General features: G+C 58.7%; 12 protein-coding genes and 1 pseudogene. 4 read left to right on the top strand and 9 right to left on the bottom strand.

The genetic code is table 11. The features are described from left to right. Nucleotides 1–49 precede the first annotated feature (49 nt). The 4 genes from NQF87_RS04335 to NQF87_RS04320 form a co-directional block, all read right to left on the bottom strand. Nucleotides 50–826, bottom strand: coding sequence for an epoxyqueuosine reductase QueH (locus tag NQF87_RS04335; protein WP_266127200.1), 777 nt, complete (start codon nucleotides 824–826; stop codon nucleotides 50–52). Nucleotides 827–962: 136 nt separating this feature from the next. Then, the gene (gene nhaA, locus NQF87_RS04330) at nucleotides 963–2,120 is read right to left on the bottom strand and encodes a Na+/H+ antiporter NhaA (RefSeq protein WP_266127199.1); all 1,158 of its coding nucleotides are present in this window, start codon (nucleotides 2,118–2,120) and stop codon (nucleotides 963–965) included. 74 nt (nucleotides 2,121–2,194) lie between these two features. After that, entirely contained in the window at nucleotides 2,195–3,109 is a 915-nt protein-coding gene (locus tag NQF87_RS04325) for a transporter (RefSeq protein ID WP_266127198.1), read from the bottom strand. A 230-nt stretch (nucleotides 3,110–3,339) separates the two neighbouring features. After that, nucleotides 3,340–4,698, bottom strand: a complete 1,359-nt coding sequence (locus NQF87_RS04320; RefSeq protein ID WP_266127197.1) for a purine-cytosine permease family protein — start codon at nucleotides 4,696–4,698, stop codon at nucleotides 3,340–3,342. A gap of 334 nt (nucleotides 4,699–5,032) precedes the next feature. Between NQF87_RS04320 and NQF87_RS04315 the strand changes: the two genes are divergently transcribed. Both NQF87_RS04315 and NQF87_RS04310 read left to right on the top strand, forming a co-directional pair. Beyond that, on the top strand, nucleotides 5,033–6,454 hold the full coding sequence (locus NQF87_RS04315) for a carbohydrate porin (RefSeq protein WP_266127196.1): 1,422 nt from the start codon (nucleotides 5,033–5,035) through the stop codon (nucleotides 6,452–6,454). 213 nt (nucleotides 6,455–6,667) lie between these two features. Next, nucleotides 6,668–7,399 (top strand): YfdX family protein, encoded by a 732-nt coding sequence (locus tag NQF87_RS04310; protein WP_266127195.1) that lies wholly within the window; start codon nucleotides 6,668–6,670, stop codon nucleotides 7,397–7,399. 276 nt (nucleotides 7,400–7,675) lie between these two features. Here NQF87_RS04310 and NQF87_RS04305 read toward each other — a convergent pair whose 3' ends face one another. Further along, nucleotides 7,676–9,382, bottom strand: a complete 1,707-nt coding sequence (locus tag NQF87_RS04305; RefSeq protein ID WP_266127194.1) for an efflux transporter outer membrane subunit — start codon at nucleotides 9,380–9,382, stop codon at nucleotides 7,676–7,678. Nucleotides 9,383–9,477: 95 nt separating this feature from the next. Here NQF87_RS04305 and NQF87_RS04300 point away from each other — a divergent pair, with 95 nt between their 5' ends. After that, nucleotides 9,478–10,146, top strand: a complete 669-nt coding sequence (locus NQF87_RS04300; protein WP_266127193.1) for a TetR/AcrR family transcriptional regulator — start codon at nucleotides 9,478–9,480, stop codon at nucleotides 10,144–10,146. A gap of 29 nt (nucleotides 10,147–10,175) precedes the next feature. Here NQF87_RS04300 and NQF87_RS04295 read toward each other — a convergent pair whose 3' ends face one another. The 3 genes from NQF87_RS04295 to folD all read right to left on the bottom strand — a co-directional run bounded on the left by NQF87_RS04295 (nucleotide 10,176) and on the right by folD (nucleotide 14,064). Continuing rightward, a complete protein-coding gene (locus NQF87_RS04295) occupies nucleotides 10,176–11,753 on the bottom strand; it encodes a DHA2 family efflux MFS transporter permease subunit (RefSeq protein WP_266127192.1) in 1,578 nt (525 codons plus the stop codon). Between the two features lie 8 nt (nucleotides 11,754–11,761). After that, the gene (locus tag NQF87_RS04290; protein ID WP_266127191.1) at nucleotides 11,762–12,892 is read right to left on the bottom strand and encodes an HlyD family secretion protein; all 1,131 of its coding nucleotides are present in this window, start codon (nucleotides 12,890–12,892) and stop codon (nucleotides 11,762–11,764) included. 260 nt (nucleotides 12,893–13,152) lie between these two features. Further along, on the bottom strand, nucleotides 13,153–14,064 hold the full coding sequence (gene folD, locus NQF87_RS04285) for a bifunctional methylenetetrahydrofolate dehydrogenase/methenyltetrahydrofolate cyclohydrolase FolD (RefSeq protein WP_266127190.1): 912 nt from the start codon (nucleotides 14,062–14,064) through the stop codon (nucleotides 13,153–13,155). Between the two features lie 139 nt (nucleotides 14,065–14,203). On the opposite strand from folD, the gene NQF87_RS04280 reads away from it, so the two are divergent. Further along, nucleotides 14,204–15,268 (top strand): threonine aldolase family protein, encoded by a 1,065-nt coding sequence (locus NQF87_RS04280; protein WP_266127189.1) that lies wholly within the window; start codon nucleotides 14,204–14,206, stop codon nucleotides 15,266–15,268. Nucleotides 15,269–15,277: 9 nt separating this feature from the next. On the opposite strand, the pseudogene NQF87_RS04275 reads toward NQF87_RS04280, so the two are convergent. Then, a pseudogene (locus NQF87_RS04275) lies at nucleotides 15,278–16,919 on the bottom strand (carbohydrate porin). Nucleotides 16,920–16,988: the final 69 nt, after the last annotated feature.

Raw genomic sequence — 16,988 nt, 5'->3', positions numbered from 1 at the left:
CCACCTTCAGGCCTGATTCCTACATGATGGGCCGACGATGCAGGGTCGTCTAGTCCTCCTCGCCGTAGAACTCCTCACCCAGCACGATGGCCGGTCTCCCCTTGGACCGACGGAAATTGTTGGTATCCCGCAGGGAATAGGCACAGCCGCAATATTCCTGTTTGTAGAATTTCTCCCGTTTGCTGATCTCGATCATGCGGGCAGAACCACCGCCCTTGCGCCAGTTGAAGTCCCAGTAATCCAGCCCCTCATACGGGGCCACGGCACGGGCACCACAGTCATTGATCTGGGCCATATTCTTCCAGCGGGAAATGCCCAGAGAACTCGTCATGACAGGAAAACCATGTTCATGCGCATACAGGGCCGTGCGCTCAAAACGCATGTCAAAGCACATCGTGCAGCGTACACCCCGTTCCGGCTCCCATTCCATGCCTTTGGCACGCTCGAACCAGTTGTCTTTGTCATAATCCGCATCCACGAACGGAATATTGTTTGCCTCCGCAAAACGGACATTCTCTTCCTTACGCAGAAGATATTCCCGCTCCGGATGGATGTTCGGATTGTAGAAAAAGATGGTGTAGTCAATGCCGGATTCCGTCATCGCCTCCATCACCTCACCGGAGCAGGGAGCGCAACAGGAATGGAGCAGAACTTTCTTCTGCCCGCCCGGCGGCTCCAGCAGAGGGCGACCTGACGGTGTCAGCGGCGCAGACTGGCGGCGTTTCTTCCGGGCAGCGTAACCACGCTCCCTGTCCGGACGGCCTTCAGCGTCACCACAGGCCGGACAATGAAGAGTGTCCTGCGGGCCTGTCTCCTCATGGCTCATGCGTATTTCCTCCATCCGATCATCATTACAGTTCCGGTCCACAAACCGGGATATTCCGCCCGCCATACAGAGACCACACGCCCCTGTCGAGCCGCCAGTCCATCAAGATTATCTCTCGTAACTTGAACCAGATGCTTCAAACGCCCCTCCCCATAAACCGCAGCCAGAGCCAGCCACTCAAGGCAGCGATGAAGGAGCCGACGAGAATGCCGATCTTGCTGGAAACCAGAAGAATGAACGTCGGAAAAGCCAGCGACGCCATGAAAAGACTGACGGTAAAGCCCAGACCGCAGAGCAGGCACAGGCCAAAAAGCATCTGCCATGACGTATGGGCTGGCAGTGATGCCAGACGCAGTTTTATGGCAAGCCATGTCATGCTGAAAATTCCAACTGTCTTGCCCAGAACCAGCCCGACAGCAACGGCACATATCAGGCGCAGGCTGAGGGCCGAAACCGATACGTCCAGCAGTGGGATGCCAACCGTCACGAAGCCGAATGCTGGCAGTACCAGCCATGTCACCCACGGCGACACGCCATGTTCCACACGTTCCAGAGGGGACGGCCCCTTCTGCTGATCTGTCGGCAGGCAGAGACCGGCCACAACACCTGCCAGTGTCGGGTGCAGGCCTCCCTCCAGAAGACAGAGCCACAGCAGGCAGCCCCCAACCCCATAAAGCCACAGGCAGTTCACCTTCCGCCACCCTGCACAGGCCAGCAACCCCGTCAACACCACTCCCCCCATGAGGGGCAGGGCGTGCAAGGTTCCCCCGTAAAAAAGAGCAATGATCAGAATACCCAGCACATCATCAAAAATGGCCAGAGCCATCAGCCAGACACGCCCGCCTTCAGAGACATGCCGCCCCAGAGCAAGCAGAATGGGCAAAGTGAAAGCGGCATCTGTCGCCACCGGGATGGCCCATCCCGGATGAAGGGCCGGGTCAGGCGCGGCGATCAGCGCGTAGAGACCCGCAGGAACCGCCACACCCCCCAGAGCAGACAGGCAGGGCAGGAGGCACTGCCTGATGCTGGAAAGATGCCCGGTAACGAGTTCCTTCTTCAGCTCAAGCGTGATGACGAGAAAAAACAGCGTCATCGGGCCAATGGTCATCAGCTCGGCAATACTGGGCAGGGACAGGTGCCACGGACCCGATCCCTCCAGTGGCCTGTCCAGCAGGGCATAGACGGAACGCAGCGGCGAGTTGGCCAGAATCAGACCCAGAACCGCCATGACCAGAAGCAGAAACGGCCCGCCCATCTCCGGTGCCAGCATCCAGTGCCTGCGCCTTTCCATCATCCGCTGCCCTCTCCCTCTGACTGCATGAATCCGCCCCTCATACAGCGTTCTGGAGAAAAGGTCCTGGACAGGACTCAATAATGTGAGAACAGTGCCCCGGAAAAACGGTAGACCAGCTTGAAGTAATAGGCATTGGTCTCCGGCACATAACGGCCATCGACCGAATGGGCATAGCGGGTCGTGATGTCCAGTGCCGGATTGATGTTCCACATCAGGCCAACCCCCAGCGTGACTTCCCGGCTGCTGCTGTCCGCCACGGAACGGCCCAGAGTGTTGTCATGCCATCCGGCATTGTTCTGCCAGTCCATTGAAAAGAACGGCTCCCACATGCGGCTGGCCTTCCAGCTGAAACGGAGATTGCTGTGAAAGGCCGTTCCCGGATGGTAGGAATGCTCCCCCTTGTTATGCATGGTGGATGCCACTACCGCTCCAAGGTCGCCATCAAAGCTGAAATACTTCCATTCATAATCAAACATGAAGCTCGACAGGTTGGACCAGTATTGCGGATTCAGTGCCCTACGGGTTGCGCTGGGTGTCTGCATGAAGGTCTGGATACCAAAGGTGCTGTGCTCGTTGGGCTTGAACCACACGGCAGGCCCTGTCAGGGTCGGCCCCAGCCCCCCGTAATTCGTCCCGTTGGCCAGACGGTAGCTTTCCGACTGGATGACCTCATAGGCAAAGCCGACATGAGGGATTGAATCAAATGTCCAGAAATGGACATATTTGCTCATTCCCGACCATGTATGGCTGCCCTTCTCCGGTCTGCGTAACCCCTGCCCGTCATAGTAATTTCCCGTCGCATTACCGTCCCCATACTGAACGAACACATTGAACGGTTTGAAATCTACCGGCAGGTCATATTCATGAGGGCCGATGATCGAAAAAGTGATCTCCGAAGCCCGGGCCGAGGATAGGAATACCACCAGCAGAAAGGTCAGAACTCCCAGAAGAGACAGACCCCGGAATCTTGATCCCCTCAGGTACAGCATAAAGAGCCTTCCCCACAAAGCCAGACGTGATACAGGCCTCTGCCGCTGGAGGTTCCACATCACATAACTCTGCCATCCTGCAAGAAGACGGCCGGACAATGACGGCTCCTTCTCCTATAGGGGGAGATGCTTCAGATTAACAGGTAAAATTGATTACGAATATAAATCTACCCTATAGGTACTTATTCCTTCATGCTCTGCATGACATCATCATCAGATGGGGACATTGATTACGCCTTTACGTCCCCACCACGCCGTGCCCAGAGACAATACGCCACCCCCGTCACCAGAAGACTGACGAACCATGAAATATCCACGCCATGCAGGGCGGGCACCAGCGGGCCGGTATAGGGACCCGTCTTCATGAAGGGCAGCTCCACCAGAACGCCCATGACGTAGATCAGCACGACCGGAAGATTGAAACGCCCATACGGCCCGCCATCCGCCCGGAAGAACGCCATGACATCATAATCACCATGCCGCAGCAGGTAATAATCACACAGATTGATGGCCGTCCACGGCACGAGCACAGCCATGAGAATGTCCAAGAAGGATGTATAGGCCTTCAGGAAGTCCCCGACCATGCCAAGACTCATCACGAGTGCCACCGCCAGCAGCAGGACGGTCATGAAGAGCCTTCCCCCCAGTCCAGCCCGCCATGAGGGCCAGAACGTCTGCACCAGAGTCAGGCTGCACAGGGCACCACAATAGACACTCATGGCATTGGCCAGCGGGATGGCCAGAGCCAGCACCAGCAGGACAATATTGCCTATATGCCCCCCCATATGGGACAGGGCACCCGCCAGAGGCAGCATGGGATAGCTGAGTGACAGGAGACTGCCCAACACCATGGGCAGCACCGCCCCGATGACCGTCCCGCCATATGTGGCCCAGAATGCCTGACGGCCTGCTCCGGCTTCATCCGGCAGATAGCGGGATGAATCAGACACATAAGGGGCGTAGGCGATCTGCCAGAGAGCCGAAACGGAAAACGCTCCGAAGAACCCGGCCACCGTACCGTGCATGTCCGCCAGCAGGGCACGGGAGAAACCGCCCAGCCCACAGCCAATGGCATAAACGACCGCCACGATGGACACCCAGCTTGCCAGACGGGAACAGACATGAATGGCCCTGTACCCCATCACACAGGGCAGAAGGGTCAGGACAGCAATCAGCCACACGCCTCGGCTGCCCTCGAAAAAAGGCAGGACATGAGCCAGTGCTTCCCCCCCGACCACACAGTTGGACGCCGCAAAGCCGATATACATGAGGACGACCAGAATGATGATCGGCACGGAACCATATATGCCGAACTGTGCCCGGCTCTGCACCATCTGGGGAACACCAAGCCGTGGCCCCTGTGCGGCATGAAGGGCCATGAAGATCGCCCCCACCACATTGCCCAGCAGCAGGGCCAGAAAAGACCAGAAGAGGGAAAGCCCGAAAACGGCCGGCCCCAGGGCACCGGTCACGACTGTCAGCAGCGTCATGTTAGCACTGAACCAGACTGAGAACAGGTCCGCCACACGCCCGTGACGATGCGTCTGCGGGACTGGGTGGATGGTATGGGTTTCCATGTGGGTACTCATGGCCCTGCTTTTCCCACACTCCCCGGGGCGTGAAAAGAGATTACTTTACCGCAACTTTCTCAGCTACCTGGCCTCGTCCCGGAAAATGCTCGTATCAAAAATAAATAGACTTTGAATTTCCAGTTCCATCTCCTTAAACGTGTAGCGTCATATCTTTGATTAGCCACATTTCCGTACTATTGCGGTTCTTTTTTGGAGCAATGGGGCAATCATGCCAGTCTACCTGTCTTTCCCCATTCGCCAGAAAAGGTCATTTTCCGCATCACGATTCTCAGTCTATTACCGAGCCATGCGACTAAGACCAATTATCTTCTGGATTCCGGCCCTTTTTCTCATGCTGCTCTGCATCATGCCGTTTTCTGCGCAGGCGCAGGTACTGGATGAAATCATCGGGAACGAACCGCTGCTCAGGGTGGATACGCCCCTGCCGGCCCACAGCGGATACACGACATCCGTTCCGCCCTTTGACCGGCCTGAAGCCCTGTTCCCTCACGGCTTCGGCATGACGGACTGGCTGAGGAAACGTGGCATTGCCTTCCTCCTCGACAACACGAACGAGTTTGCCGGGGCCATCACCCCACCTACCCGCTCCTATCCCAATTCCCAGCATTTTGCCCCGTACAAACAGGGGGCCAGCAATGCTGGACAGTATGCGGCTTCCGTCAATATCAACTGGGAACAGCTTGTCGGCCTGCGGGGCTTCTCCACCCATTCGATCATCGTAGGCCGCTACGGCACGACCGCCAACCGCATGTTCGGTGACTGGCTGAACCACGCCTCGGAAGATTACGGCGGAGGCGGCAACGTGGTCGTCCATCTGGTCATGGCCTATGGGGAAGAGACGCTTTTCGGTGGCCGCCTCTCCATCGCTGCCGGTCGCATGGCCGAAATGTCAGACTTCCAGAACAGCCCGCTCTTCTGCAATTTCCAGAATGGCAGCATCTGCGGCCGTCCCAAGGCGGCAACGGACAGCAGCTTTGTCAGCGGATACCCTGCCTCTGTCTGGGGAGGGCGCATCCGTGTCCGTCCCACCCGCTTCCTCTATGTGCAGACCGGCCTTTATGCCGGGGAGAACGGCATTTACAAGAACGAACAGCATCGTACGGGTTTCAAGTTCAATGGGGGCAACATCAATGGTTTCCGCCTGCCCTTCGAGACCGGCTGGGAACCCATCTTCGGCAAGGGCCATCACGGCCACTACAAATTTGGCGGCGTCCTGATGACCGCCCCCAGCCCGGACAACTATCTGGATGAAGAAGGCCATCCCTATGCCCTGACAGGAGGCCGCCCGCGCATGCGCCATGACGGCTATGGGGCCTGGTTCATGGCTGACCAGCATATTCTGGACCATTATGGCAGCGGCAAACGTGGCATCTCCCTTCTGGGTGGTTTCCTCTATAATGACAAGCGCATCGCCCTGCGGGAATGGGAGGCTTATGGTGCCCTCATCGACCGGGGCATCTTCCGGTCCCGCCCCTTTGACACGTTTGGGGTAGCCTTCACCTACGAAAAGATCGCTCCCGGCGTACAGGCCACCGAGAGCCTGATGCTGGATACCCAGCAGTTCCGCCATCTTCCCAACCATGCGACGGGGGCACAGCGTCATGCCGCCGTGCTGGAAGTCAACTACGCCATCCATGTCTATCGGGGCGTCATCTTCCAGCCCCTTCTGGAATATTATTTCCGCCCCAACGGGCAGGGCAACCTGCGTGATGCAGCCCTGCTCGGCTTCAAGAGTCACATCGAAATTTTCTAGGCCACACCTCTTCCTCCAGGAAGGGTTTCATGAAGTTGACCGGGAGGCAGGGCCGTCAACGCATTTCCCATGAAATACTCATCCTTTCCAGCATATCTGCTACTCAGTCATAACGGTTGCAGACATGATCTTTCTAAGTTGTTATGGCGGATATTCTGATGGCCTGTTTTCATGGGCAGTCTGTCAGACCATCCAATGAATAAGGATATACCAATGCGCTTCACCACACTACACAAGGGTCTGGCTCTTTCCGTTTTTGGTCTGGGTACTCTGGCGGCTCCGGCTCTGGCCGATGACGCCGCTTCAGCCAGCCAGAACAAGACAGCTGCCAGCCGCCACGCAAAGAACGAAGCACGCAAGGAACATCGGGCATTCCATCATCTGTCCGACAATGGCCAGAAGGCCATGGCCAACATTCTGGATGCACAGCAGTTCCTCGCCAACGGGCAGAACAGCAAGGCCGTCACGGCCCTTCACTCCGCCAGTGCCCATCTGGATGCCGCTGCCAAGGCCCGTGAACAGTTCACCGCTGCTGAAGCCGACCTCCAGCCGGCCCCGCAGCACCCTGTTTCCAGTGCCCATACGGCACAGTCCGGCCCGACGGACTGGATTCCGGTTGGTGGTGAAGTCATCGCCACGGACATGCTGGAACCCAGCAAGAAGAGTGCCGTGGCCACAGCCAATGCCCAGCTGAAGGCAGGCCAGACCCAGCAGGCCGCCCAGACACTTCAGGTTGTCGGACAGGACATCGACTTCATCATCGCTCTGGCTCCCCTGGCCCAGCTTCAGGGTTATGTGAACCGTGCCACGACCTTTGCCGAGAACAACCATCCTGATGCCGCCACTGTGGCCCTGAATGATGGTCTGAACACGCTCGTTTTCGTTTCCGAGAATGTCGTGACGGAAGCCAGCAACAGCAGTGCCACTGCCAAGAAGCAGCACTAAGCTCTGTTCCTCCCTGCGCCTGCGGGGAAAGAACTGCATGGAAAACCGGTACGGGATGAGTCCCGTGCCGGTTTTTTCATGCCCGACCTACAATCCTCAGGCACTGTGTGGATAATCAGTGAAAGGACAGCGCAAAGCTGGCCGTTTTCTGCGCTCCCGCACCTGTGGAAAAGTCTGTGAGTAATGAAGATGTCCCCTTGACAGCGATTCCCGTGAAGCAGACCGGGGAGTCGTCATCAGGCCGGAACGGAAGTGTTCACACCCTCTGCACCCTTATTACTGACCAGCCCTCCGGATGACAGACCGTCCCTTCTCCCCCTGCGACGTCCTGTCCTCATCTGGCAGAACATCAGACCAGCCGCCACCCAGAGCATTGTAGAGACGGGCAAGGTCCGTCGCAAAAGCACTGTCACTTGCTGCCAGCTCCAGCTGGGCTTCCTGCAGTTTCTCCTGCGCTTCCAGAACAGACAGATAGGTCGCCAGCCCGGCCCGGTACTGGCTGGTCGCCAGTGTCAGGGCACGCTTCTGGTCATCCACGGTTCTTGCCAGACCTTCATGATGAATCTGCTCGTCATGATAGGCCTGCAAGGCGTTATCCACTTCATTCCACGCCTGAAGGACCGTCTGGCGATATTCCACGGCCGCTGCACGCTGTGCCGCCTTCTTCAGCCGGAGCTGGCCATAGAGCCGCCCCCCCTGAAAGATCGGCAGGGAAATGCTGGGACCGACATTCCAGGCACGGGCATTCCAGAAGCCAAGGTCCCGGAAAGACAGGGTCTGGAACCCGAAATCAGCCGTCACCGTCACCTTGGGATAGAAATCGGCCGTGGCCTCGCCCACCTCGGCCACCGTTTCCCTCAGATGCTCCTCGGCCTCCCGGATATCCGGACGGCGATGGGCCAGCTCGGAAGGCAGACCGGCAGGAACAAAGGGGGGCACGGTCGGCACGGCAGCCGTACGGCCCAGCTCTTCATTCAGGCTCTGCGGCGGCATACCCAGAAGCAGGGCAATGGCATTCTTTTCCCGGGCCACCGTCTCGTCCAGATTGGCCTGCTGTGCTTCAATCCCATGCAGACGGGCCTTCATGCTGTCCACATCCAGCTCCGTCACAAGGCCACTCCAGTAACGGCTCTGTGCCAGTGACAGCAGGTCCTGCACGGTGGCATGGCTGTCCGCCAGAATGCGCTGACGCTTCTGGTCACCACGCAGCTGGAGATAATCACGGGCCATGTCAGCCTGACGGGCAATGAGGATGCTGCGCCGCTCCTCCTCACTCATTTTCATCAGATATTTTGCAGCCTGATACTGATACGCCACACGCCCCCAGAGATCGATCTCATAAGTCGCATCAATCTTGTCCTGCCACTGGTTCAGCAGCGGCACCTGAGCCTGCTGGGAACTCTGGATGAAATTGGCCTCCCGCTCGGGCAGGTCAGGGAACCCCTTGCCCACCCGTTTGAAAATCTCCTGAAGCTGCTTGGAACTGTGCTGTGACCGTGCATAGGTGCCATAGGCCGAGAGGCTGGGGAAACGTTCGGCACCGGCAATGATCATCTGGGCACGGCTCTGCGCCAGATTCTGCGTGGCCAGCAGGAAAGATAGGTTCTGCGTGGCCACACGGTCTTCCAGAGATGTCAGCTCAGAATCATGGAACGTCTTCCACCACGCATCCGCCATCGGCAGTTCCGTCACGACAGAAGCGGGGGAGGCCTTTTCATCCGTCCTGTCTTCAGGTGCGGCGTTGGCCCCATGAGGGCCATGCCCTTTCCCCTTCGCCGTTCCTCTGGAAGTCTGGTTGCTTCCGTTATGAAGATCATAATGTGGTGGTGCCCAGTCCTTCGGAGGGTGATAGTTCGGGCCGACCATGAGGCAGCCTCCCAGCCCCAGCAGAGCCACCCCGCACAGAAGCTGCCGACTGAAACGGCGTGCATACAGGGCCTCACCCCCGTTACGTACGGAACGGAATAAACGAGCGTCTTTCACAGTGAAGCTCCTGCATGATAATCAACATAAAATGGGCCGGAAACAGACTGCCCGTATGGACCCTGCCGCCCCGGCACCCTAACATGCCCCCTCATATGCAGGAGCAACCCTTCCACGAGACGATGACCAAGACCGAACAGACGGCCCCATCTCCTTTCCGCAGCAGGGGAACATCCAGCAAATATGAACGGATCCTCCAGAGCGCAGGCCAGCTTTTTCTCCAGCAGGGTTATGAGCGGACATCCATGTCGCAGATCGCCCATCTGGCTGGCGTCTCCAAAGGGTCGCTTTACAACCATTTCGAGAACAAGGCGGGCCTGTTCACGGCCTTTTTCGAGGAACGCAGCCGCACACGGCTCAACACGCTGAAATCCGTCTCCCAGGCTCCACAGCCCGACCTGCGCACGGCCCTCCGGCAGGCCTCCGCCACCATCATCACACTGATGATCGACCCGGAAGCCATCGGCCTCTACCGCATCGTCGTCGCCGAAGCCAATGAGTTCCCCAATCTGGCGGACACGCTGTGGCATTATGGCGTCTCCCGCACGCTGACCGGCCTCGCCGAATGGTTCGCCGAAAAACATGCCGCAGGCCAGCTCGTCATTGAAGACAGTGACCTGGCTGCCGAACAGTTCCTCACGATGAGTCAGACCCGCATCATCCACCGGACCCGCCTGTCCCTGCCCGTGGATACCAGCCCGGCCAGCATAGACGAAGTCGCCAGCATGGTGGCGGACAGCTTCCTCCGCATGTACGCCCCCTGAAGGAGCCGCTGGAGAGACGTTCTTCAGCCTCAATGTCCGCCTCCCTGCTGGTCATTCCCCTTCATCGGGGACATGAGGAAACAGAATGGCACGATGCAGAGAGCCATGATCCCCAGCACGTTGAAAAGCTGGTTGTAGGCCAGCATGGCCACCTGCCTCAGGAATTCCTGATAGATATGGGCAATGGCATAGGCATGGGCACGCAGTGGAGCCAGACCATGCGCCTCTGCCAGCTGCTGGGCACGGAACATGTAATCCCGGAACTCCGGCCGTGCCGCAATGGCATGGGCGGACACGTCCGTCTGCTGGACCTGCCGCATTTCTGTCAGGGCCGCCGTGGAAAGCGAAATGGCCTGGGACCCGAAATAGTTCCGCACCATGCTGAACAGGGCTGACGCATCACCATTCAGCTCCCGTGGCAGGGTCGCATAGGCGATGGTGGAGATGGGAACAAACAGGAAGGCCAGCGGGGCCGTCTGCCGCACACGGCAGAGCACCAGATACCAGAAATCCACATCAGCATAGAGCGTGGCTGAAAAGAAGCAGGACAGGGCCATGAAGATGAACCCCACCCCGATGAGATGCCGGACCTGTACATGCTTCATCAGCATCCCCACGAGGGGGATCAGCACCATCACGGCCATGCCACCCGGAGCCATGATCTGCCCTGCAATCGTGGCCGTATAGCCCTGCACCTGCTGGGCAAACTGCGGCACGATCACAGCAGACGCATAAAGCAGCACCCCCACGGCACCGATCATGAAAGTGCCAATGGCGAAGTTCCGGTCCTTCAGCACGCTCAGCCTCAGGAGTGGATTTTTCGCCTTGAGCAGCCAGATGATGGCCCCCAGCGTGCAGAGACCACCAATGACGGCCATGGTCGTAATGAAGGGCGACCCGAACCAGTCATCATCCTCACCACGATCGGCCATGATCTCAAGACAGCCGAGACCCAGTGAAATCAGGCTGATGCCGACGACATCCACCCGCTCCCGTACAACCTTCACCCACGGCGGGTCTTCCACAAGGGCGGCCACGGCCATGACCGTCATAATGCCGAAGGGTACGTTGACGTAAAAAATCCACCGCCATGAATAGGTGTCTGTCAACCATCCACCCACCAGCGGCCCCAGAACCGGCCCCACGACCATGGCCAGGGCTGTCAGACCAAATGCGGCACCACGCTTCTCCGGCGGGAAGATGTCCAGAATGATGGCCTGCTGCACCGGTTGCAGTCCCCCACCAAAAAACCCCTGCATGAGACGGAAAATCACCAGCATCGGCAGGGAGGTGGACAGCCCGCAGAGGAAGGAAGACAGGGTGAACATCATCACGCAGATGAGAAAATACCGCTTCCGCCCGAACCGTTTCGACAGCCAGCTTGAGATCGTCAGCACGATCCCGTTGGCCACCAGATAAGATGTCAGTGCCCATGTGGCGTCATCGTAGGAGCTGCCAAGCGATCCGGCGATATGCGGCAGGGCCACGTTGACGATGGTGGTATCCAGCACCTCCATGAAGGCGGCCAGCGTCACCACGACCGCCACCAGCCAGGGATTATGGCGTGGTTTCCAGTTGTGGTGACCTTCTTCTGAAGAATCAGCCATGTCCGGCCTCACTCACCCACATGGACGGTTGGCTCGACGGACATGCCCAGAGAAAGAGGCAGCCTGTCATCAAGCCCGCTGTCGATCAGGATTTTGACGGGAATACGCTGCACGGTCTTCACAAAGTTCCCCGTGGCATTTTCCGGCGGGAAGGCACTGAAGGACTCACCAGACCCCTTCTGTATGGTATCCACATGGCCTTTCAGATGAAGCTGGGGATAGGCATCCACCTCAATCTCGGCCTTCTGGCCCGGGCGCATGTCAGCGAGCTGCGTTTCCTTGTAATTCGCAACAATCCAGACATCCTTCGCCACGATGGAGAACATCTCCTGCCCGACCTGCACGAAGTTGCCCTGCTCCACCGTACGCTGCGAGACCCAGCCGTCCCGTGGGGCACGAACATCCATCCAGTCCACATTCTGGCGGGCCAGCTCCAGCTCTGCCTGCGCTGATTTCAGCGTGGCCTGGGCCTGTGTGTAATGGGCATAGGCATTGCCAATATTCGCCTTGACTGGCTCGGCCTGTGTCAGCTGCCCCTGGGCCTGCATGACGGATGCCGTGGCTTCATCTAGTGCGGCACGGGCATAGTCAATGTTCTGCTGGGTCGTGGCCGCACGTTCCACACGATGCTGCCGGACATAATCCGTCTGGGCACGGAAGAGACGGGCCTTGGCTTCATCCAGCGCACCGCGGGCTGCCATCAGCTGACCGGGATAGTTCTTCTGCGCCACGGCGTAGGACAGATCATAGGAGACCATGTCCGCCTCGGCCTGGGCCACGGCGGCCTCGGCCCGGTGCAGCTGCGCCAGATAATCCCGGCCATCAATCTGCACCAGCAGGTCACCCTTATGAACAAACTGGTTGTCATCCACCAGCAGGCGGGACACATACCCGCTAACATGGGCGGCAATGGAAATCTTGCGGCCTGTCACATAGGCGTCATCCGTTTCAACCTTGTTCCGGTTGAAAAAGAAATACAGCCCGACACCCAGCACGACCATGACCAGAATGAGGATCAGGATGAGTTTCCGTGCCCCATGATCCCTGAAAGACTTTCCGGTCTGGTCCGGGGTGGCCTTCTGCTCTTTCCCGCCCCCTGCGGCGGAGTGAGTGTCAGACTGTGTACCGGACTGCGCCATGGTCACCTCGAAATATGCAATTATCCGTCCTGCACCCTAGGCAGCGCAGCTGCTGCCTGCATGGCTGTGACTGGACCAGCGATGATCTGAAAAGAAAAATGACCAACCGGTCATTCTGTATATGAACAGGGACTATCCTATTCATATCGAACAATCAAGCACTTGTTCCGGAATGGCCAGTCTCATGAAGTGGTCATGACTGCCACAAGGCCCCAGCCCGACAGCAGGGGCTCATCCGGGAGGACGGGAAACGGCCGGTATCAGCCTTCAGCAAAGGCCCTGCGCCGACTCGCTGCCTGAAACGTGTTGTACAGCAGGCAGGCAATGGTCATTGGTCCGACGCCACCCGGCACCGGCGTGATATGCCCGGCCACCTGACTGGCTTCCTCAAACACCACATCCCCGACCAGACGGCTCTTGCCCTCGGCGGTCTGCACACGGGTGATGCCCACATCAATGACCGTGGCACCGGGCTTGATCCAGCTGCCCTTCACCAGTCCGGCCTTGCCCGTGGCCACGACAAGAATATCGGCCTCCCGTGCCAGGGCCTCGATGTTGCGGGTATGGATATGCGCCACGGTAACGGTGCAGTTGGCCTTGAGCAGAAGCTGGGCCATCGGCTTGCCCACCAGATTGGAGGCCCCGATGACCACGGCCTTCATCCCCGTCATGTCCGCATGGACGGACTGCAGCAGCTTGAGGCAGCCCAGCGGGGTACAGGGAACGATGCCATTCTCCATCCCCAGGGCCAGACGGCCAGTATTGACTTCACCCAGCCCGTCCACGTCCTTGTCAGGATGGATGGCATTGGTCACGGCCGCCGCATCAATCTGCGGCGGCAAGGGCAGCTGGACGAGAATGCCATCCACCTTGGGGTTGGCATTCAGCTCATCAATCAGGGCCAGCAGCTCATCCTGCGACGTGCTTTCCGGCATCATCTGCATGAAGGACTTCATCCCCGCACGATGGGTCTGGATCGCCTTGTTCTTGACATACACTTCCGAGGCGGGATCGTTGCCGACCAGCACCACGGCCAGACCGGGCAGCTCATGCCCCTGCTCGACCAGCTGCTCCACCTGACCACGGATTTCAGCCGTCATTCCGGCTGCCATGGCTTTGCCATCAATCAGTTGTGCCCTGCCGTCTGCACGTACGGTGGATGATGCTGTCATGAACGTACTCTCCGCCAAACCGGTATTTCCCGCCTCTCTATGCCCATTGGACAAGACATGACAAGACCTGATCTTTCCGCTAGAGACTGGGAAGCAGAAATGGACAGCCCCTCCAGCCAAGGATGAAGGAACTCACCCCGTGCGTGACGATCTACGCAAGAATTTTGCCAGCGATAACGTGACCCCTGCCTGCCCGGCTGTCATGCAGGCCATCGCTGATGCCAATAACGGCAATGTTCCTTCCTATGGTCATGATGATCTCTCCCTGACACTGAACCAGCGTTTCGGCGAGGTATTTGAGGCAGAAGTTACCGTTTTCCCGGTTACTACGGGCACGGCAGCCAATTCCCTGGCCCTCTCCGCTATGGTTCCCCCTTATGGCAGCGTGCTGTGTGACCAGAGTGCCCATATCAACAATGAGGAAGGCGGGGCACCGGAATTCTTCACCCAGGGGGCCAAGCTGGTGGGCATTCCCTCCCCGGAAGGACGGATGGACCCGGCAAGCCTGCCGCCCACCCTCCAGCAGAACCGTTCCAAGGGCGTCCTCACCCCGCCATTTACGGCACTGTCCCTCACGCAGGCTACAGAATGGGGCACGACCTATGCCTGCGAGACAATCGCCGAACTGTCAGAAATTGCCCATGAACACGGTCTGACCGTCCATATGGATGGTGCCCGGCTTGGAAATGCCATTGCCCATCTGGAATGCAGCCCCGCTGACACCACATGGAAAGCCGGTGTGGATGTGCTGAGCTTCGGCGGCACCAAGGCCGGAGCGATGGCAGCGGAAGCCATTGTCTTCTTCCTTAATGACCGGACCCGCCCGATGGTGGAGGCCATGACACGCCGGATCAAACGTGGCGGCCATCTGTGGTCCAAGCAGCGTTTCATGACGGCGCAGCTGCTCGCCCTGCTGGAAAATGATCTGTGGCTGGAAAACTGCCGCCACGCCAACGCCATGTGCCAGCGTCTGCGCCACGGCCTGTACAGGCATCCTGCCGTCAACCTGCCTTTCGCAACGGAAAGCAACGAGATTTTCGCCGTCCTGCCAGAGGCACAGGTGGAACAGCTCCGCTCCGAGGGCTACCAGTTCTACACTTACCCTACCCCGCAGGGTGTACCGGGCAGGCTGGTCCGCTTCGTCACCAGCTTCTACACACGCCCGGAAGATGCCGATGCCCTGCTGGAAAGCCTCATCAGCTAATAGCCTGCCTCACAGGACGACCGTGAACTGAAGCCCGAACACGGCGGCATCATGATAGGTCGTCGTGGCACTGGGCCGCTGGATGTACTGGAAGTCCGGCTGGAGGGCCATCGCCCGGGCAACATGGGCACTGTAGAACAGCTCATAGACATTCTCGTGGGACTGCACGCCGTCCACGGCTCCCCACCGATTAGGCAGGAACGGACGGCCCAGCATCAGGGAGATTTCCTGCTGGTGCGTGGCTGATGAGCTGATCCCCAGATGCTGCCACATCACCCCTACCGTATCGAGCGGCCTGTTCCAGAAACACCCTGTCTCCAGCAGCCCCAGCCATTCATGTTCATGAACGGACACGGTCTTTCCATCCGTATACATGGCACCGCCGAGCAGGATCAGCCCGTTACTCTCCCCCGGCCCGTGACGCAGCAGCATCTGGTCCGCCATGAACCATACACTGTTCATGCCCGCCCGGTAACGCTGCGGACGGCCCGTCAGCAGAAAGGGCTGTCCGTAAGCATCACGATACAGGTCCGGATAACGGGAATTGTCGTAGGAATAACCCAGCTTGTAATGGCCCGTCAGGCGGTGTTTCCCGAACTCCGGCAGCCAGCCGAGTTCCACCGGGGTGGAAAATTTGCCCAGCCCGTCCTGCGCCCATGACCAGCCAGAAATGCCACCGTTATACCCGTGCGGACTGACAGCAAACAGCCCGCCCATGATACAACCCCCTGATGGGCATGACATGCACGACCATGCCCAGATTGCCCGAAGGCCAGTCCCGGTTGCCATTGGTGTATTTGTTCGGCCCCGGATTGCCACAGATGGCCACATTCATGAAATCACAGAACAGGGGGGATGCCGCAAAGAAAGACCCGACCGGCATCCACCCCACGTTCAGGTCCACCCGTTCCTTCCAAAAGGACCGCTCACCATACATGGCCACAAGATGCGCCACCACATTGCCACGGGCACCATAAATCTCCTGCGACGCCGCCAACGTATCCCCAAAATCGGCCGACACGCTCCGCCCATGCCCGTTGACGATGATGGTATGCGTCTTGAAATTCCGCAGTCCGGCAAGTTTCTGCCAGTCAATATCCAGCTCCAGCCCGACCTGACCTGCATTGCTGTTGGCCCGTTTCTTCCCGCCCATCAGGTTCCCGGCCAGTTCCTCATTGAGGGACACGAGCAGGCTGATGCCATGATCCACCAGCCAGGGCTGGATGCCGCCCCAGTCACCAAAGAAATGCTGATCCCTCACGGAAGGCGGATTGTACCGTTTCCGGGTCAGCACCTCATCGGAGATGGCGTCACTATGCACGGCATTGATGACATCCGGCAGGACGGTTCCCGTGTTTTTCCGGACCCTCTGATGCTCGGCAATGGCCGCTGCGACGGCCAGAGCTTTGCGTTTTTCTTCCAGCCGTCTGGCCTCACGCTGCTTGTAGCGTGACCATTCCACAGCAAAATGACGCCCATACACCAGCCGGTGGTGACTTCTGGTCCGGCCCATCTGCCGCTGACGCTGGAGCGCACGCCGTCCCTCCGGGGTCAGGCCCTGTATGGGTGACGGAAGAGACGAGATGGTGGACACTGCTGATGCAGTCCCGGAGGCCGCCACCGCCTGCCCTGCCAGACAGGACAGGAACAGGCAGGCCAGCACGGGCCATGCCGCACATGACCGCTGGCTGAAAGACAGGCTGTCATTTCTCAGCAAAAC

This window comes from Bombella dulcis, from assembly GCF_026385505.1.
GTDB lineage: Bacteria > Pseudomonadota > Alphaproteobacteria > Acetobacterales > Acetobacteraceae > Bombella > Bombella dulcis.
Note: the sequence above shows the minus strand (reverse complement) of the source record. Positions and strands in the feature narration are given on the sequence as shown.

What these genes read in the sequence shown, in the direction of transcription:
- NQF87_RS04335 (WP_266127200.1), bottom strand. Translation starts at nt 826, where the DNA reads ATGAGCCATGAGGAGACAGGCCCGCAGGACACTCTTCATTGTCCGGCC.
- nhaA (WP_266127199.1), bottom strand. Translation starts at nt 2,120, where the DNA reads ATGATGGAAAGGCGCAGGCACTGGATGCTGGCACCGGAGATGGGCGGG.
- NQF87_RS04325 (WP_266127198.1), bottom strand. Translation starts at nt 3,109, where the DNA reads ATGCTGTACCTGAGGGGATCAAGATTCCGGGGTCTGTCTCTTCTGGGA.
- NQF87_RS04320 (WP_266127197.1), bottom strand. Translation starts at nt 4,698, where the DNA reads ATGAGTACCCACATGGAAACCCATACCATCCACCCAGTCCCGCAGACG.
- NQF87_RS04315 (WP_266127196.1), top strand. Translation starts at nt 5,033, where the DNA reads ATGCTGCTCTGCATCATGCCGTTTTCTGCGCAGGCGCAGGTACTGGAT.
- NQF87_RS04310 (WP_266127195.1), top strand. Translation starts at nt 6,668, where the DNA reads ATGCGCTTCACCACACTACACAAGGGTCTGGCTCTTTCCGTTTTTGGT.
- NQF87_RS04300 (WP_266127193.1), top strand. Translation starts at nt 9,478, where the DNA reads ATGCAGGAGCAACCCTTCCACGAGACGATGACCAAGACCGAACAGACG.
- NQF87_RS04295 (WP_266127192.1), bottom strand. Translation starts at nt 11,753, where the DNA reads ATGGCTGATTCTTCAGAAGAAGGTCACCACAACTGGAAACCACGCCAT.
- NQF87_RS04290 (WP_266127191.1), bottom strand. Translation starts at nt 12,892, where the DNA reads ATGGCGCAGTCCGGTACACAGTCTGACACTCACTCCGCCGCAGGGGGC.
- folD (WP_266127190.1), bottom strand. Translation starts at nt 14,064, where the DNA reads ATGACAGCATCATCCACCGTACGTGCAGACGGCAGGGCACAACTGATT.